We start from the raw sequence: 18,301 nt of genomic DNA, 5'->3' as shown, positions 1-18,301 counted from the left end.
ATGCTACTCATGACTCAACTCATGCGCCCCTTGCGGGGCGACCATCAGGCGTTTTTCAACATCCACTCAATTTCAGTTTCTGTGATAAGACGCTCAAACTGCAGTAATTCATCATGCTTGCAGGCATGGAAAACGTGGCAGAAACGCTCGCCGAGACGCTCACGCAGGTGATCGTTCTGCATAAACTCCCACAGCGCATCGCTCTGGCGGATCGGGAACGGCAGACCCTCTTGTTCCAGGCCGTTACCTTCCACCTCTTCCTGCAAAGGCAGCTGAGGGTTATCCAGCCCGTGCAGAATGCCGGCGAAAATCGCCGCCATCACCAGATACGGGTTGGCGTCCGCCCCCGCCACGCGATACTCCACGCGGTGGTTCTGCCGCTCGCCGCATGGGATCCGCAGCGCCACGGTACGGTTGTTATGCCCCCAGGAAGCCTGCGTCGGGACATACATCCCTGGCTGGAAGCGGCGATACGAGTTCACGTTCGGCGCCAGCAGCGCCATCGAGGCCGGCATCAGATCGATCATCCCGGCCAGCGCGCGTTTAAGCAGCGCGGAGTCTTCCCCGTCGCCGTCCACCAGCACGTTTTCCCCTTTATTGTTCAGCATGCTGATGTGGATATGCATTCCGCTGCCCGCATGCTCTTCATAAGGCTTAGCCATAAAAGTGGCGTGCATCTTATGCTTCTCCGCCATTAAACGCACGAGACGTTTTAACGCCAGCGCATCATCGCAGGCGTCCAGCACGTTATCGGTATGGTGGAGGTTGATTTCAAACTGGCCCGGCGAGGCTTCGGCCACCGCGCCGTCGGCGGGGATCAGCTGCAGTTTCGCCAGCTCGTCGATGTCGTTGAGCACGTCGGCAAAGTGGTTCAGGTTATCGACCGAGTAGACCTGGCTTTGGGTGTTGCGATCGTCGGTGCCCGGCGCGCACGGCGGCTGCAGGTAGCCTTCGGCATCGCGTTTGCGGTCCAGTAAATAGAACTCCAGCTCTACCGCTACCACGGGGAACAGCCCGCGCTGGCGCAACTGCTGCCAGAGGCGGTTGAGTACGTTCCGCGGCTCAACGTCAAAGGGAGCGCCATCTTCATCAACCATGGTCAACTGTACCTGGGCTATCGACTGCGGATCGGCCGCTGAAGGCGTTAAGGTGCCGGGCACCGGAATGCAGCTGCGATCCGGCTCGCCCATCTCCTGGCCCAGACCGGCCTCTTCCACGACGTTGCCGAGAATATCCATCGCAAACACCGAAGCCGGGAAATAACAGCCTTTCTCCAGCTTGCTCAGGCCGGCAACCGGGATGCGCTTGCCGCGGAAGCAGCCGTTCAGGTCAGTGAGGAGGACATCGACATATTGGGTATCAGGGTAGGTTTCGAGGTAGCGCTTCACTTCTTTCGCGAACGCGCTGACCCGTCTCTCTTCCGTTTGCTGAACAAAATTCTCAACTTCTACGATATTGGTTTCCATGATTCACCGCCGTTGGTTTGGTTTCGGTCCTGCACTCAGACCGTTAAATATAATGTCCACCCCATCGACTGTGTATGCAAATAAATTGTTTGTCAAATGTTAAATTAAGTTTGCAAAGGGCTATTTCCACTGCTAGATTGAGAAAATATTGAACGATATGGCCGTTAAACCCGCTATAGCGGTCATAATTTAGTCCACTTTGTGAGGGCGATCATGGAAAATATAATGTACAAGCCAGTTATTGGCGTCGTGATGTGTAGAAACAGGCTTAAGGGTCACCAGACCCAAACCTTGCAAGAAAAGTACCTGAATGCAATTGTTAACGCCGGCGGACTGCCGATCGCCCTGCCACATGCGCTGGCAGAGCCGGATCTGCTGAACGCGTTAGTCGATAAACTGGATGGGATATACCTGCCAGGCAGCCCCAGTAACGTGCAGCCGCACCTTTATGGTGAAAACGGCGATGAGCCTGACGCCGACCCCGGGCGTGATCTTCTGAGCATGGCGCTGATTAACGCCGCACTCGAAAGGCGCATCCCCATTTTCGCCATCTGTCGTGGACTGCAGGAACTGGTTGTCGCCACCGGTGGGACTCTGTATCGTCGTCTGTTCGAGCAGCCTGAGCTGCTGGAGCATCGCGAAGATCCTGAACTGCCCGTCGAGCAGCAGTATGCGCCGTCCCATCAGGTTGAGGTTCAGGAAGGAGGATTGCTGTCGCAATTGATACCGGGCTGCAACACGTTTTGGGTAAACTCGCTACATGGGCAAGGGGCAAAAACCCTCAGTCCGCAGCTGCGCGTGGAGGCGCGAGCGCCGGATGGACTGGTGGAAGCGGTCAGCGTGAACGATCACCCTTTCGCGCTGGGCGTACAGTGGCATCCTGAATGGAACAGTAGCGAATACGCCCTGTCGCGTATGTTGTTTGATGGTTTTATCACCGCCTGTCAGGGCCATCATGCTGAAAAGCGGCGGCGCTGACCACTACCGTTAAGGAAATGCAAATATGAGCGATGACGGACTGGCGCCAGGGAAACGTCTGTCAGAGATCCGCCAACAGCTGGGTCTTTCGCAGCGTCGTGCCGCCGAACTGTCTGGGTTAACACATAGTGCCATCAGCACCATAGAGCAGGACAAAGTCAGTCCTGCCATCAGTACGCTGCAAAAGCTGCTGAAAGTCTATGGGCTGTCGCTCTCGGAATTCTTTTCTGAACCCGAAAAGCCGGACGAACCCCAGGTGGTCATTAATCAGGATGACCTTATCGAAATGGGCAGTCAGGGCGTTTCCATGAAGCTGGTTCATAACGGAAATCCGAACCGTACGCTGGCGATGATTTTTGAAACTTACCAGCCTGGAACCACGACCGGGGAGAGGATCAAGCATCAGGGTGAGGAGATAGGCACCATACTGGAGGGTGAGATTGTGCTGACGATTAACGGTCAGTCGTACCACCTGGTGGCTGGACAGAGCTATGCCATTAATACCGGCATCCCGCACAGCTTCAGCAACACCTCGGCAGGCATCTGCCGCATCATCAGTGCCCACACCCCCACCACATTCTGAATATTTAGCCTGAACGAGCTTCAGGCTTTCTTCAGACCTGCGGCGGCGGAAATTTTATTTTCGTCGCCGCGAAAAACTCGCAGTCATAACGTTGGTGCCGGAAGGGAATCTTATTTCCTGCTGGCCCTGAAATAATTAACGCCGTGAATGGCGACTCACCCCTGAATTATTCGGCATGCAGACAACCTGTCGAAATTTAGGGTGATAAAACGGTATTCAACTCCGGGGATACACTATGCCCTGCGCCTGGCGCAGCGCCCCCGTGCAGCCTGAAAACGCCGATGTGATTAATTTGCCGATAATGTTTTTTAAGGAGTCATGATGAATTTTCAGCACCTGGCTTACTGGCAGGAAAAAGCGAAAAGCCTGGCCATTGAAACACGATTATTTATTAACGGCGAATATTGCGCCGCGGTCGATAATACCACCTTTGAAACCATTGACCCTGCCGCGCAGCACACGTTAGCCCATGTCGCTCGCGGCAAAAAAGCCGACGTTGAGCTGGCGGTGAAGGCCGCGCGTCGGGTCTTTGATAACGGCGACTGGTCACAGGCCGCTCCCACGCAGCGTAAAGCGGTTCTCACACGCTTTGCCGACCTGATGGAGGCCCACTGCGAAGAGCTGGCGCTGCTGGAAACGCTGGACACCGGCAAGCCGATTCGCCACAGCCTGCGCGACGATATTCCCGGCGCCGCCCGCGCCATCCGCTGGTATGCCGAAGCGCTGGATAAAGTCTATGGCGAAGTGGCTCCTACCGGCAGCAACGAACTGGCGATGATCGTCCGCGAACCGATTGGCGTCATCGCCGCGGTGGTGCCGTGGAACTTCCCGCTGCTGCTGGCCTGCTGGAAGCTCGGCCCGGCGCTGGCGGCGGGCAACAGCGTGATCCTTAAGCCCTCGGAAAAATCGCCGCTGACCGCTTTGCGCCTCGCCGGGCTGGCGAAAGAGGCGGGCCTGCCGGACGGCGTGCTGAACGTGGTCAGCGGCTTTGGTCACGAAGCCGGACAGGCGCTGGCCCTGCATCCTGACGTGGAGGTCATTACCTTTACCGGCTCCACCCGCACCGGCAAACAGCTGCTGAAAGACGCCGGCGACAGCAATATGAAGCGCGTGTGGCTGGAAGCGGGCGGCAAGAGCGCCAACATCGTCTTCGCCGACTGCCCTGATCTGCAAAAAGCGGTCAGCGCCACCGCCGGCGGCATCTTCTACAACCAGGGGCAGGTGTGCATCGCCGGCACCCGCCTGCTGCTGGAGGAGAGCATCGCCGACGAGTTCCTGGCACGACTGAAAACCGAAGCGCAACGCTGGCAGCCGGGCAACCCGCTCGACCCAAACACCACCATGGGCATGCTGATTGACAACACCCATGCCGACAGCGTGCACAGTTTTATTCGCGGCGGCGAAAGCAAAAGCACGCTGTTCCTCGACGGGCGGAAAAATCCGTGGCCTGCCGCCGTCGGCCCGACCATTTTTGTTGACGTCGACCCGGCCTCCTCCCTCAGCCGGGAAGAGATCTTCGGCCCGGTGCTGGTGGTGACTCGCTTCAAAAGCGAAGACGAGGCGCTGCGGCTTGCCAACGACAGCGACTACGGCCTCGGCGCGGCGGTATGGACCCGCGATCTCTCACGCGCCCACCGCATGAGCCGCCGCCTGAAGGCCGGTTCGGTCTTCGTCAACAACTATAACGATGGTGATATGACCGTCCCCTTCGGCGGTTACAAACAGAGCGGCAACGGACGCGATAAGTCGCTGCACGCGCTGGAAAAATTCACCGAACTGAAAACCATCTGGATTGCCCTGGAGTCTTAATCATGACCGAACATACCACCAGCTATTACGCCGCCAGCGCCAACAAATATGAACCCTTTCCGACGCTGGACGAATCGATAAGCTGCGACGTCTGCGTCGTCGGCGGCGGCTACACCGGCCTCTCCTCTGCCCTGCATCTGGCCGAAATGGGCTACGACGTGGTGGTGCTGGAAGGGGCGCGCATCGGCTTCGGCGCCAGCGGCCGCAATGGCGGTCAGCTGGTTAACTCCTACAGCCGCGATATCGACGTGATTGAAAAAAACTACGGCCCGGATGCCGCTAAAATGCTCGGTAGCATGATGTTCGAAGGCGGCGATATTATTCGTGAACGTATCCAGCGCTACCAGATCCAGTGCGATTATCGCCCGGGCGGCCTGTTCGTGGCGATGAATCACAAACAGCTGGAGACGCTGGAAGAACAGAAAGCCAACTGGGAGCGCTACGGCAACACGCAGCTGGAGCTGCTGGACAGAGAGGCGATTCGTCGCGAAGTGGACAGCGACCGCTACGTCGGCGCCCTGCTCGACCACAGCGGCGGCCATATTCATCCGCTCAACCTCGCCATCGGCGAAGCGGACGCCATTCGCCTGAACGGCGGCCGGGTCTATGAGCAGTCGCCGGTCACCCGCATTCAGCACTCCACTCCGGCAGTGGTCAGCACCGCCCGCGGCCAGGTCACTGCCCGCTATGTGATCGTCGCCGGCAACGCCTATCTCGGCGACAAACTGGAGCCGGAGCTGGCGAAGCGCAGCATGCCTTGCGGCACCCAGGTGGTCACCACCGCTCCGCTGTCGGAGGAGGTCGCTCGCTCGCTGATCCCGAAAAACTACTGTGTGGAAGACTGTAACTATCTGTTGGATTACTACCGCCTCACCGGCGACAACCGCCTGCTGTATGGCGGCGGCGTGGTCTACGGCGCCCGCGACCCGGACGATGTGGAACGGCTGATTATGCCGAAGCTGCTGAAAACCTTCCCGCAGCTGAAAGGGGTGAAAATCGACTACCGCTGGACCGGCAACTTCCTGTTGACCCTCTCAAGGATGCCGCAGTTTGGTCGCCTCGATACCAACATCTACTACATGCAGGGCTACAGCGGGCATGGGGTCACCTGTACCCACCTCGCCGGACGGTTGATTTCGGAACTGCTGCGCGGTGACGCTGAGCGTTTCGACGCCTTTGCCAAACTGCCGCACTACCCGTTCCCGGGCGGCCGCAGCCTGCGCATTCCCTTCACCGCCATGGGCGCCGCCTACTACAGTCTGCGCGACCGCCTGGGGGTTTAATCGCCTCTGCCGACGGCGCTGGCCGTCGGCTCATGCTGCGGATAGTGCTGCTGAAAGTAGTGGCGCAGAAACTCCACAGTGGTGCGAATTTTAGCCGACGTCGCCAGCCGGGAGACATAGACTGCCCAGACGTTGGCAGGCTGAAAGAATTCCGGCAGCACATGCACCAGATGCCCGCTGGCGATATTCTCCCGGACGTCCCACCATGAACGTAACGCAATCCCCTGCCCGTCCAGACACCACTGATGCACAATTTCACCATGGTTGGACGACAGCGGCCCGGTCACTTTGATGGCATGCTGCCCCTCTTTGCTGTGCAACTGCCAGATGCCAAACGGATGATCGCGTTCTTTAATCACCAGGCAGGGTAAGGCGGCCAGATCGCTCAGCTGTTTCGGCGGTGGATGGCGGGCAAGGAATTGCGGCGAGGCGCAGAGCACGCGGTGGTTGGCCGCCAGCTGGCGGGCAATCAGATTCGGCGCGATATCATCGCCCACGCGAATATCGAGATCCACCCCTTCATTGACTAAATCCACCAGCCGGTCCTGGACATCGAAACGCAGTTCCAGCTGCGGGTACTGAAGGGCCAGCGCCGACAGCGCCGGGGCCACCACTCGGCGACCAAAGCCGAAGCTACTGATAATACGCAGCGTTCCCTGCGGCACCTGGCGCACGTCGGAAAGCTCGTCCATCATCTCATCGACATCCTGCAAAATGCGCTGCGCCCATTCGTAGATCCGCTCCCCCTCCTCGGTAATGGTGACCCGGCGGGTGGTCCGGTGCAACAACACCACATTCAGGGTTTGCTCCAGCAGCGAAACCCGCTTGCTGACGAACGCCGGTGATACGCCAAGCTCTTCGGCGGCGGCGGCGAACCCGGCCCGGCGAGCGACCAGCATAAAGACGCGTAAATCATTTAGCAGCGGCAGATTATTCATGATCTGTGTTTTATGTTTCACCAGTTAGCGTGATTAATTATGAACCAGTCAATTATAGGATAGGCAGGTGGTCAAACATCATCGCTAAAAAGTGAGAACCGGAATGAAAAAAAACTATCGTATTGCCGCCATCCCGGGTGACGGAATTGGCAAAGAAGTTCTGCCTGAAGGGATTCGCGTGCTGCAAGCCGCCGCACAGCGGTGGGATCTGTCATTGAGCTTCGAGCAGATGGAGTGGGCAAGCTGCGAATATTATGCCCATCACGGCAAGATGATGCCGGACGACTGGCGCGAGCAGCTGCAGGGCTTCGATGCCATCTACTTCGGCGCCGTCGGCTGGCCAGATACCGTTCCCGACCACATTTCGCTGTGGGGGTCGCTGCTGAAGTTCCGCCGTGAGTTTGACCAATACGTCAACCTGCGTCCGGTGCGTCTGTTCCCCGGCGTCCCCTGCCCGCTGGCGGGCAAAAAGGCCGGCGATATCGATTTTTACGTGGTGCGCGAAAATACCGAAGGCGAATATTCCGCCCTCGGCGGGCGCGCCAATGAAGGCACCGAGCATGAAGTGGTGATTCAGGAGTCGGTCTTTACCCGCCGCGGCGTGGACCGGATCCTGCGCTACGCCTTCGAACTGGCGCAAAGCCGCCCACGCAAAACGCTGACCTCCGCAACCAAATCCAACGGTCTGGCGATCAGCATGCCCTACTGGGATGAGCGGGTGGAAGAGATGGCCAAAAACTATCCGGATGTTCGCTGGGACAAGCAGCATATCGATATCCTGTGCGCCCGCTTCGTGCTGCAGCCGGAGCGGTTTGACGTGGTCGTCGGCTCCAATCTGTTCGGTGATATTCTCTCCGATCTCGGCCCGGCCTGTACCGGCACCATCGGTATTGCGCCATCGGCGAATCTCAACCCGGAGCGCACCTTCCCGTCGCTGTTCGAACCGGTTCACGGGTCGGCGCCGGATATCTATGGTAAAAATATCGCCAACCCGATCGCCACCGTGTGGGCCGGGGCGATGATGCTCGATTTCCTCGGCAACGGCGATGAGCGCTATCACGACGCGCACAACGGCATTCTGGCGGCGATTGAGCAGGTGATTGCCAGCGGGCCGAAAACCCCGGATATGAAAGGCAGCGCGTCAACGCAACAGGTCAGCGACGCTATCTGCAAAGCCATTTTGGCGTAATTACCCAAGCCGCTCCCCGGTCGCGCGGCGCTTACCGGGGCTACAAAAGGCACGATAATGTAAAAACACGGCCCTCAGCCCGCATCCCTGCGGGCTGCCCCGACCTGCCGGGAACGTCTCAGCGATGTTGAGGCCGCCAACACCGGCAGTTTCAGCAACAATGGTGAATACATTAAAGGCAGGCCGCACGGACCGTAGCCCGGGTAAGGCGCAGCCGCTACCCGGGAAGACCTGCGCCAACTTCCCTCTCTTTTCGCTATGCAGAATCCCCCACGATTGACAAGTGGACCGCATCACAGCGGCAAACTTTATTAATTCCTGAAAAGACAGAACCTGCGCCAATTCACCTTTTATTATTTCCGTTCCGTGTTTTATTGCTTCACGAAACGGCCAATTGTTTAATTCATGTAACGAAGAAATAATCCGATTGTTAATAGCTTTTGCTACGAACCTTGACCCTACAGCGTGATAACAACGACAGGCTAAAGCCACCGACGGGCAATCATGCCCAGGAGATCACCCATGTTGAGCAACGTAAAGAAAAAAGATGTGCCGCTGATTGCCATCAGCCTGGCGGCCATTGTTTTCATCGCCGCTACATTAAGTCTCTTCCCGCAGCAAACCGCGCAGGCGGCTGATTCGATTTTTAACGGCGTGACCCGCCTGCTGGGTTCCACGGTACAGGTACTGGTGCTGCTGGCGCTGGGACTGGTGCTCTATCTGGCGACCAGCAAATACGGCAATATCCGTCTCGGCGAAGGTAAAGTCGAATACAGTACCCTCTCATGGCTGTTTATGTTTATCTGCGCCGGGCTCGGCTCCTCCACGCTGTACTGGGGCGTTGCCGAATGGGCTTATTACTACCAGACCCCGGGCCTGAACATTGCCCCGCAATCGCCGAAAGCGCTGGAATACAGCATCCCTTATTCTTTCTTCCACTGGGGGGTTAGCGCCTGGGCGACCTACACTCTCGCCTCGCTGATCATGGCCTATCACTTCCACGTGCGGAAAAATAAAGGCCTCAGCCTCTCCGGGATCATTTCAGCGATCACCGGAGTGAGTCCGCAGGGCTTCTGGGGCCGTCTGGTCGATCTGATGTTCCTGATCGCTACCGTCGGCGCGTTAACCATTTCGCTGGTGGTCACTGCCGCTACCTTCACCCGCGGCCTGTCAGCGCTGACCGGGCTGCCGGATAACTTCACCGTGCAGGCGTTTGTGATCCTGCTCTCCGGCGGTATTTTCTGCATGAGTTCGTGGATTGGCATCAACAACGGCCTGCAGCGCCTGAGCAAAATGGTCGGCTGGGGGGCATTTCTGCTGCCGTTGGTGGTATTACTGGTTGGCCCGACCGAATTCATCACCAATAACATCATTAACGCCGTCGGCCTGACGACTCAGAACTTCCTGCAGATGAGCCTGTTTACCGATCCCCTCGGCGACGGCGCCTTTACCCGCAACTGGACCGTCTTCTACTGGCTGTGGTGGATCTCCTATACCCCGGGCGTGGCGATGTTCGTCACCCGCGTCTCCCGCGGGCGCAAAATCAAAGAGGTGATATGGGGACTGCTCCTTGGTAGCACCGCCGGCTGCTGGTTCTTCTTTGGGGTGATGGAAAGCTACGCCATGCACCAGTTCGTTAACGGCGTGATTAACGTACCGCAGGTGATGCAGACTCTTGGCGGCGAAACCGCCGTCCAGCAGGTCCTGATGTCGCTGCCGGCAGGTAAGCTGTTCCTCGCCGCCTATCTGTTCGTGATGATTGTTTTCCTCGCCTCGCACATGGATGCGGTGGCCTACACCATGGCGGCGACCAGCACCCGCAACCTGCGCGAAGGCGACGATCCGGATCGCGGCATGCGCCTGTTCTGGTGCGTGGTAATCACCCTCATCCCGCTATCGATTCTGTTTACCGGCGCTTCGCTTGAGACCATGAAAACCACCGTGGTGCTGACCGCCCTACCATTCCTGGCCATTTTACTGATTAAAACCGGCGGCTTCGTGCGCTGGCTAAAACAGGACTACGCCCACGTGCCGGTCAATCAGATAGAAACCCATACGCCCGAGCCAATGATTAAAGCCGAGACGCTACCGGTTGGCACGGTACTCAAAGGCGACGGCCAGTCGCTGTAAAACCTCTTACTGACAATAATCACAAGGTGACCTTACATGAGCAATTTGAGCCCTGACTTTACTCTGCCGATTAACTTTTGCGCCAATCCGCAGGATGCCTGGACCATTCCGGCCCGTTTTTATACCGACAGCCAGGCGTTTGAACACGAGAAAGAGCGCATCTTCGCCAATAGCTGGATTTGCGTCGCCCACGGCAGCGAGGTCGCCCGGCCGAACGACTACATCACCCGGGAGATCATTGGCGAAAATATCGTTATCGTCCGCGGCCGCGACAACATTCTGCGCGCTTTCTATAACGTCTGCCCGCACCGCGGCCACCAGCTGCTGAGCGGTGAAGGTAAAGCCAAAAACGTGATTACCTGCCCCTATCACGCCTGGGCCTTCAAGCTTGACGGCAATCTCGCCCACGCCCGCAACTGCGAAAACGTGGCGAATTTCGATAGCGAAAAGGCGCAGCTGGTGCCGGTTCGCCTGGAAGAGTATGCCGGCTTTGTGTTTATCAATATGAACCCGCAAGCAGAGAGCGTGGAAACGCAGCTGCCGGGCCTGCAGGACAAAGTGTTGGAAGCCTGCCCGGACGTGCATGATCTGAAACTGGCGGCGCGCTTTACCACTCTCACCCCGGCGAACTGGAAAAATATCGTCGATAACTATCTGGAATGTTACCACTGCGGCCCGGCGCACCCGGGCTTCTCGGATTCCGTACAGGTTGACCGTTACTGGCACACCATGCACGGCAAATGGACGCTGCAGTATGGCTTCGCCAAGCCGTCCGAGCAGTCGTTTAAATTCGAAGAAGGTACCGACGCCGCGTTCCACGGTTTCTGGCTGTGGCCGTGCACCATGTTCAACGTGACGCCGATCAAGGGCATGATGACCGTGATCTATGAATTCCCGGTGGATGAAGAGACCACTCTGCAGAATTACGACATCTATTTCACCAACGAAGAGCTGACTGACGATCAGAAAGCGCTGATTGAGTGGTATCGCGACGTGTTCCGCCCGGAAGATTTACGCCTGGTGGAAAGCGTGCAGAAGGGGCTGAAGTCCCGCGGCTATCGCGGCCAGGGGCGCATTATGGCGGATAACAGCGGCAGCGGTATCTCCGAGCACGGTATCGCGCATTTCCACAATCTGGTGGCCCAGGTGTTCCAGCCGTAATCGTTGAAGGAGTTGGCTATGTCCGTGTTTCACTCAGATCTGTTTCGCCAGCAGGCGCTGATTGCCGGAAGCTGGCGCGACGCCGCCGACGGCACGACGCTTGCCGTCAGCAACCCTTCCACCGGCGCGACGCTCGGCCAGATCCCCAATATGGGTCGGGCGGAAGCGCAGCAGGCGGTGGATGCCGCCGCTGCCGCGCTGCCGGCATGGCGCGCGCTTACCGCCGCCCAGCGCGCCGCGTTATTGAAGAACTGGCACCGCCTGATCCTCGAAAACAAGACCGCGCTGGCGCAGATAATGACCGCCGAGCAGGGCAAGCCGCTGGCGGAAGCGGAAGGCGAAATCGCCTATGCCGCCTCATTTATCGAGTGGTTTGCCGAACAAGGGAAACGTGCCAACGGCGAGATAATCCCCTCCCCCGGCGCCGATAAACGCCTGATGGTGATCCGCCAGGGAGTGGGGGTCTGCGCGGCGATCACCCCGTGGAACTTCCCGGCGGCGATGATCACCCGTAAGGCCGGCCCGGCGCTGGCCGCGGGTTGTACGATGGTGATAAAGCCCGCCAACGAAACGCCGTTTACCGCGCTGGCGATGGCGGAACTGGCGAATCAGGCCGGGATCCCGCAGGGCGTTATTAACGTTGTCACCGGACAGTCGCGTGAGATTGGCGCGGTGTTCACCGGCGATGAACGGGTGCGTAAGCTCTCCTTTACCGGCTCGACCGAAGTTGGCCGCGTGCTGATGCGCCAGTGCGCGGAATCCATCAAAAAGCTCTCTTTAGAGCTCGGGGGTAACGCGCCGTTTATCGTCTTTGATGACGCCGATATCGATAAAGCGGTCGAGGGAGCGCTGATCGCCAAGTTCCGCAACGCCGGGCAAACCTGCGTCTGCGTCAATCGCTTCTATATTCATCGCGCCGTCTACGACCAATTCTGCGATAAATTCGTCGCCCGCGTCGCCGCCCTGAAAGTGGGCGATGGCAGCGAGTCCGATGTCCAGATTGGCCCGCTGATCAACGCCGACGCCGGGCGCAAAGTCCAGTCCCTGCTCGACGACGCCCTGAGCCGCGGCGCCACGCTGTTAACCGGCGGTAAAGCGCACCCACTGGGCGGTAATTTCTTCACCCCTACGGTGATCGGCGACGTACAACCGGGGTCACTGCTGCTGCAGGAAGAGATTTTCGGCCCGGTGGCGGCGCTGGTGAAATTTGACGATGAGCAGCAGGTCATCGAGCAGGCGAATAACACCATCTACGGTCTCGCCTCCTATTTTTACAGCAACGATGCCGCCCGTATCTGGCGCGTCTCCGAGCAGCTGGAATACGGCATGGTCGGCATCAATACCGGACTGATTTCCAACGAAGTCGCGCCATTTGGCGGGGTGAAACAGTCGGGTCTTGGCCGCGAAGGCTCGGAACACGGAATCGAAGATTACCTGGAGATGAAGTATCTCTGCCAGGGGTTATAAATGTATTCTCCCGGCGGCGGCTCTGGCCACGCCGGGATTTTTGATGGAGTTCAGCGATGTCTGATTATCAAATGTTTGAGACGATCGTTCGCGATGTTGAACAGATCACCGCCCAGGTGAAGCGTTTTACGCTGGTGTCGTCGACCGGCGCCCCGCTGCCGGGATTCAGCGGCGGTAGCCATATTATCGTCCAGATGCAGGATGGCGAGCAGCGCTACAGCAATGCTTATTCGCTGATGAGCTCGCCGCTGGATACCACCAGCTGGCAGATTGCGGTGCGTCTTGAGTCGCCTTCCAAAGGCGGCTCGCGCTTTATGCACCAGCAGGTGCGCCCGGGCGATACCCTGACGGTGTCCACGCCCAACAACCTGTTCGCCATCGAACCACAGGCGCGAAAACATCTGCTGATCGCCGGCGGTATCGGCATTACGCCATTCTTGTCGCATATTCCGGAACTGGAACAACAGCAGGCCGACTGGCAGCTGCACTACTGTTTCCACGACGCCGACAATAATGCTTTCGTCGATGCGCTCAGCGCCGCGCCGTGGCGCGATCGGGTCAATATTCATGTATCAGCGCTCGGCAGCCGTCTCGACCTGCCGCGCCTGTTCGCCGACCTCGAGCCCGGAACCCACGTGTATACCTGCGGCCCGGCGGCGCTTAACGAGGCGGTGAAAGCCGCCGCCGAACGCCATCAGGTGCCCGCCAGTCAACTGCACTTTGAGCAGTTTATCGTTGAGGATAAAGGCGGAGAGGCGTTTACCCTGGTGCTGGCGCGTTCCGGACGCGAATTTACCGTACCGCAGGACATGACCATTTTGCAGGTTATTGAGAATAACAAAGCGGCGAAGGTGGAATGTCTGTGCCGCGAAGGGGTGTGCGGCACCTGCGAAACGATGATTCTGGAAGGGGAAGCGGACCACCGCGATCAGTATTACAGCGAGGAAGAGAAAGCCAGCCAACAGAGTATGCTGATCTGCTGCTCGCGCGCCAAAGGCGGCCGGTTAGTGCTGGATTTATAACTCGCTCTCCGGCCAGCGCCGCTGGCCGGAGAGACAATTACAGTTCCAGCTCGCGGCGCAGCAGTTGCGCGATATCTTCGCGGCTCTGCGCGGAGACCAGAGCTTGACGGAACTCCGCATGCATAATGCGCCGCGCCAGCCGCGAGAAGATGCGCATATGCTGGTCGCCCGCCGAGTGCTTGTTTAGCGTCAGCATAATCACAAACTGCGCCTCTTCATCGCCCCACATCACCGGCTGCGCCAGCCGGGCGACGCTGATGGTCGACTGCTCAATATGCTCGGATTTACTGTGCGGTATGGCGAAGCTAAAGCCAAGCCCGGTGGAGAACACCGCCTCACGGGCCCACAGGTCAGCCTCCAGCTTGCGTGGGTAGCGGCAGCGACCGGCCAGCAGCAGGTTATCCGTCATCCCCTTCAGCACTTCTTCCTTACTACGCCAGTCGCTGTTGAGCGTAATGCACTCGGCGCTCACCAGCGGCACCTCCTGCTGGCGCATACGGAACTGGGCCAGCAGATGCTCCACCTCCAGCGAGGTACGGCACTGCATCGCCTGATTCAGCAGCTGACGGCAGGCGCGGCTGTCCAGCTGCGCCAGACGCGCTTTGGTCGCCGGGATCGCCGGCGCGCTCATACTCAGTTCATCCAGACCGAGACCGACCAGCAGCGGCAGCACCGAACCTTTGGCCCCCAGCTCGCCGCACAAGCCGATCCATTTCCCCTGCCGGTGCGCCGCCTGCACGGCATAGTCCAGCGCACGCAGGAAGGCCGGGTTGAGACTGTTGTAATGGCGCGTCACTTTCGCGTTATCGCGGTCGACCGCCAGCAGATACTGCGTTAAGTCATTGCTGCCGATGCTAAAGAAGTCCACCTCTTCGCAGCACTGATCGATGATGAACATCACCGACGGCACCTCCAGCATGATGCCCAGCGGGATTTTTTCATCAAACGGGATCTGTTCAACGCGCAGCGACTGTTTGGCCTCCGCCAGCCGCTCTTTCACCCACAGGATCTCTTCCATGGAGGAAATCATCGGGATCATGATCTTCAGCGCGCCGTGCGCCGAGGCGCGTAGAATCGCCCGCAGCTGAGTATGAAACAGCGCCTGGTACTCTTCATAGATGCGCACCGCGCGGTAGCCGAGGAAGGGGTTATTTTCCGCAGGAATGTTGAGATAGGCCACCGGCTTATCACCGCCGATATCCATAGTCCGCACAATAATGCTGCGCCCGGCGGCAGGCTCCAGCGCCTGACAGAAGATGTTGTAAAGCTCATCTTCCGATGGCGCGCCGGGCCGGTCCATATACAGCATCTCTGTGCGGAACAGGCCAACCGACTGCGCACCATTGTTGAATGCCGCCACCGCCTCTACCGAATGGGCGATGTTCGCCGCGATCTCGACGCGGATACCGTCTTCCGTCTGCCCTGGCTTATCCAGCCATACCTGCTGCTGTTGCTGGATCTGCGCCTGAACCCACGCCTCCTGCTGATAGTAGCGCGCCACCGCCGGACTCGGATCCACCACCAGCAGTCCGGCGGTGCCGTCGATCTGCACCTGGGTACCCTCCCACGGCAACAGTGCGTCGAGGTCAACCCCCACCAGGGTCGGAATATTGAACGAGCGGGCGAGGATCACGGTGTGCGACGTGGTGCCGCCGCCGCGCAGCAGCAGCCCTTTGAGATGCGCTTTATCCAGTTCGAGAAACTGGCTGGGGGTCAGCTCGTCGGCAAGGCAAATGGCGGCCTCCCGCAGCTGGCCCGGGGGCGGAAAGCGGGCTTCGCCATAGATATGTTGCAACAGCTGGAAGCAGACATCGCGCACATCGAGCACCCGCTCCTGTAGATAAGTGTTGCCGGAGTCGCGGAACCGTGCGCAGAAGTGGTCGCTGGTGGCGACAATCGCCTGCGCGCAGCTGAGGCCGGTAAGAATGCCGTCGAGCAGGTGCTGGCGCAGCGAGGCATCCGTCGCCAGCGAGCGGTGGGCATCGAGGATTGCGCTGGCGGTGCCGTCGTTGTCCAGCAGCCGCAGCTCAATATCTTTTACCAGCAGGCGCAGGCCATTATCCAGCGCCGCCTGCTCCTGTTCAGGAGCGACGGCGCCCGGCAGTTCCCCCAGCGCATGCAGATCGCGGGATTTCAGGTGTATTAGCCTGCCCCCCGCGCTGCCGGCGCACACCGGGCGGGCATGAAACAGCGTCGGGTTCAGCCGCGAGAGCGACGCAGGCACCGGCTGGATCTCCAGCGCATGCGCAGCGGGCAGCGGCGCGTCGCACTGCGGGAATTCATTTTCGATAAAGGCGCTTAAGGCGGCGAACGCGTCGGCTTCATCTTCGCCATGAATGACCAGCTGGCAGGCGTCGCCCTTCAGGGTATTGCTGCCGATGATCGCCAGCGCGCTCTTGGCATTTCCGCTGGTCTCGCGGCGCAGATTGCGCCACTCAATCGCCGATGAAAAACGGTTACACAGCGTTTCGACCAGACTGGCCGGACGCGCATGCACGCCGTTTGGCAAATCACATGTAAATTCAATGACCAGAGCCATCGTCTTCCTCCTGAGCAATCCATTATTTACCCAAAAGGTAATGAATGAAGGGGCCGGGGACTAGGTGATAAAACTGGCAATTACTGGACTATTGTACACACGATACTTTTTTATGCCCGCCATCACAATTCCATCCATTTAGCGCCCATCCTTCCTGCCATCACTAAGATTTGAGGTGGATCGCAATTCCTTTCTAACCTTACAAATGTCCAGTAAATGCACTTTTTCTCTACTGTTTTATGCGGCGACCTTTTTCTAATGTTGAGCCATCAATACTGTCACGGGCCCTACAGCGCTCAGGAGCAAACAATGAACGAACTGGTGCAAATACTAAAAAATACCCGCCAGCATCTGATGACCGGCGTGTCACACATGATCCCCTTTGTGGTCTCCGGTGGGATCCTGCTGGCGGTGTCCGTCATGTTGTATGGCAAAGGCGCAGTTCCCGATGCCGCCACCGATCCCAACCTGAAGAAGCTGTTTGACATCGGCGTCGCCGGGCTGACGCTGATGGTCCCTTTTCTCGCCGCCTACATCGGGTACTCCATCGCCGACCGCGCCGCGCTGGCGCCCTGCGCCATCGGCGCCTGGGTGGGCAACAGCTTCGGCGCCGGCTTCTTCGGCGCGCTGATCGCCGGCATGATCGGCGGCCTGGTGGTCTACTACCTGAAAAAAATACCGGTCCACAAGGTGCTGCGCTCGGTGATGCCGATTTTCATTATTCCCATCATCGGCACCTTTATTACCGCCGGGATCATGATGTGGGGGCTCGGCGAACCGGTGGGCGCGCTAACCGCTAACCTGACCGGCTGGCTGCAGGGTATGCGTGAAGGCAGCATCGTGGTGCTGGCCATCATTATGGGCCTGATGCTGGCCTTTGATATGGGCGGCCCGGTGAACAAAGTGGCCTACGCCTTCATGTTGATCTGCGTCTCGCAGGGGGTCTACAGCGTGGTGGCTATCGCCGCCGTCGGCATCGCCGTGCCGCCGCTGGGGATGGGGTTGGCGACGCTGATCGGCCGTAAATATTTCACCGCCGAAGAGCGGGAAACCGGCAAAGCGGCGCTGGTGATGGGCTGCGTCGGGGTCACTGAAGGGGCGATTCCCTTTGCCGCTGCCGACCCGCTGCGCGTTATTCCGGCCAATATGATTGGCGCTGCCAGCGGCTGCGTCACCGCGGCGCTGTTGGGGGCCCAGTGTTACGCCGGCTGGGGCGGGCTCATCGTGCTGCCGGTGGTCCAGGGCAAACTTGGCTTTATCGCCGCGCTGTTGGTCGGTGCCTGCGTCAGCGCCGCCTGCGTCATTGTGCTGAAAGCGCTGGCTAAAAAGAAATCGTCTGACGCTAAAGCCGACGACGAATTAGATCTTGATTTCGAAATTAACTAACAGACTGGAAGGAACAGATTATGACCCACATTATCGCTGTCACCGCCTGCCCGTCGGGCGTGGCTCACACCTACATGGCCGCCGAGTCGCTGGAAAGCGCCGCCAAAGCCAAAGGCTGGCAGGTTAAAGTCGAAACCCAGGGCTCAATCGGCATTGAAAACGAACTGACCGCCGAAGAGATCGCCGCCGCCGATATGGTCATCCTGACCAAAGATATCGGTATCAAATTCGAAGAGCGTTTTGCCGGGAAAACTATCGTGCGCGTCAATATCAGCGATGCGGTCAAGCGCGCCGACGCCATCATGAACAAGATAGACAGCCATCTTTCTCAGCGTACCTGAAGCCTTACA

The 18,301-nt window shown here is 58.8% G+C and carries 14 protein-coding genes; 11 read left to right on the top strand and 3 right to left on the bottom strand.

What is annotated here, in order from left to right; all coding sequences use genetic code 11:
* Positions 1–44 precede the first annotated feature (44 nt).
* Positions 45–1,466 carry a glutamine synthetase family protein gene (locus ABLV76_RS12575; RefSeq protein WP_002898595.1) on the bottom strand — a complete coding sequence of 474 codons (1,422 nt, stop codon included), beginning with the start codon at positions 1,464–1,466 and terminating at the stop codon, positions 45–47.
* A gap of 225 nt (positions 1,467–1,691) precedes the next feature.
* Here ABLV76_RS12575 and puuD point away from each other — a divergent pair, with 225 nt between their 5' ends.
* From puuD to ABLV76_RS12555, 4 genes are all read left to right on the top strand, one after another.
* Positions 1,692–2,444, top strand: coding sequence for a gamma-glutamyl-gamma-aminobutyrate hydrolase (puuD, locus tag ABLV76_RS12570; protein ID WP_025999163.1), 753 nt, complete (start codon positions 1,692–1,694; stop codon positions 2,442–2,444).
* A gap of 25 nt (positions 2,445–2,469) precedes the next feature.
* Complete coding sequence (puuR, locus tag ABLV76_RS12565) at positions 2,470–3,027, top strand: HTH-type transcriptional regulator PuuR (protein WP_002898590.1); 558 nt, start codon at positions 2,470–2,472, stop codon at positions 3,025–3,027.
* 321 nt (positions 3,028–3,348) lie between these two features.
* Entirely contained in the window at positions 3,349–4,836 is a 1,488-nt protein-coding gene (gene puuC, locus ABLV76_RS12560; RefSeq protein ID WP_119620808.1) for an aldehyde dehydrogenase PuuC, read from the top strand.
* A gap of 2 nt (positions 4,837–4,838) precedes the next feature.
* The gene (locus ABLV76_RS12555; protein WP_004201473.1) at positions 4,839–6,119 is read left to right on the top strand and encodes an FAD-binding oxidoreductase; all 1,281 of its coding nucleotides are present in this window, start codon (positions 4,839–4,841) and stop codon (positions 6,117–6,119) included.
* Here the strand turns inward: ABLV76_RS12555 and ABLV76_RS12550 are convergent.
* Positions 6,116–7,078, bottom strand: coding sequence for a LysR substrate-binding domain-containing protein (locus ABLV76_RS12550; protein WP_008805923.1), 963 nt, complete (start codon positions 7,076–7,078; stop codon positions 6,116–6,118). The genes ABLV76_RS12555 and ABLV76_RS12550 overlap by 4 nt on opposite strands.
* Positions 7,079–7,160: 82 nt before the next feature.
* Here ABLV76_RS12550 and ABLV76_RS12545 point away from each other — a divergent pair, with 82 nt between their 5' ends.
* The 5 genes from ABLV76_RS12545 (at position 7,161) to ABLV76_RS12525 (ending at position 14,026) form a co-directional block, all read left to right on the top strand.
* Positions 7,161–8,246, top strand: coding sequence for a tartrate dehydrogenase (locus ABLV76_RS12545; RefSeq protein WP_194007464.1), 1,086 nt, complete (start codon positions 7,161–7,163; stop codon positions 8,244–8,246).
* Between the two features lie 522 nt (positions 8,247–8,768).
* Positions 8,769–10,376 carry a BCCT family transporter gene (locus ABLV76_RS12540; RefSeq protein ID WP_004201469.1) on the top strand — a complete coding sequence of 536 codons (1,608 nt, stop codon included), beginning with the start codon at positions 8,769–8,771 and terminating at the stop codon, positions 10,374–10,376.
* Positions 10,377–10,412: 36 nt separating this feature from the next.
* A complete protein-coding gene (gene yeaW, locus ABLV76_RS12535; RefSeq protein WP_004201468.1) occupies positions 10,413–11,537 on the top strand; it encodes a carnitine monooxygenase, oxygenase subunit YeaW in 1,125 nt (374 codons plus the stop codon).
* Between the two features lie 18 nt (positions 11,538–11,555).
* Complete coding sequence (locus tag ABLV76_RS12530; protein WP_004201467.1) at positions 11,556–13,004, top strand: NAD-dependent succinate-semialdehyde dehydrogenase; 1,449 nt, start codon at positions 11,556–11,558, stop codon at positions 13,002–13,004.
* A gap of 56 nt (positions 13,005–13,060) precedes the next feature.
* Positions 13,061–14,026 carry a PDR/VanB family oxidoreductase gene (locus tag ABLV76_RS12525; RefSeq protein ID WP_004201466.1) on the top strand — a complete coding sequence of 322 codons (966 nt, stop codon included), beginning with the start codon at positions 13,061–13,063 and terminating at the stop codon, positions 14,024–14,026.
* A gap of 37 nt (positions 14,027–14,063) precedes the next feature.
* Here ABLV76_RS12525 and ptsP read toward each other — a convergent pair whose 3' ends face one another.
* On the bottom strand, positions 14,064–16,565 hold the full coding sequence (gene ptsP, locus ABLV76_RS12520; RefSeq protein ID WP_114505849.1) for a phosphoenolpyruvate--protein phosphotransferase: 2,502 nt from the start codon (positions 16,563–16,565) through the stop codon (positions 14,064–14,066).
* Positions 16,566–16,874: 309 nt separating this feature from the next.
* On the opposite strand from ptsP, the gene ABLV76_RS12515 reads away from it, so the two are divergent.
* Both ABLV76_RS12515 and ABLV76_RS12510 read left to right on the top strand, forming a co-directional pair.
* Positions 16,875–17,951: a PTS fructose transporter subunit EIIC gene (locus ABLV76_RS12515; RefSeq protein WP_023317881.1), complete on the top strand. Its 1,077-nt coding sequence runs from the start codon at positions 16,875–16,877 to the stop codon at positions 17,949–17,951.
* Positions 17,952–17,971: 20 nt separating this feature from the next.
* Entirely contained in the window at positions 17,972–18,292 is a 321-nt protein-coding gene (locus ABLV76_RS12510; protein WP_004201463.1) for a PTS fructose-like transporter subunit IIB, read from the top strand.
* Positions 18,293–18,301 lie beyond the last annotated feature (9 nt).

Source organism: Klebsiella sp. GB_Kp047, assembly GCF_040065235.1.
Lineage (GTDB): Bacteria > Pseudomonadota > Gammaproteobacteria > Enterobacterales > Enterobacteriaceae > Klebsiella > Klebsiella quasipneumoniae.
Note: the sequence above shows the minus strand (reverse complement) of the source record. Positions and strands in the feature narration are given on the sequence as shown.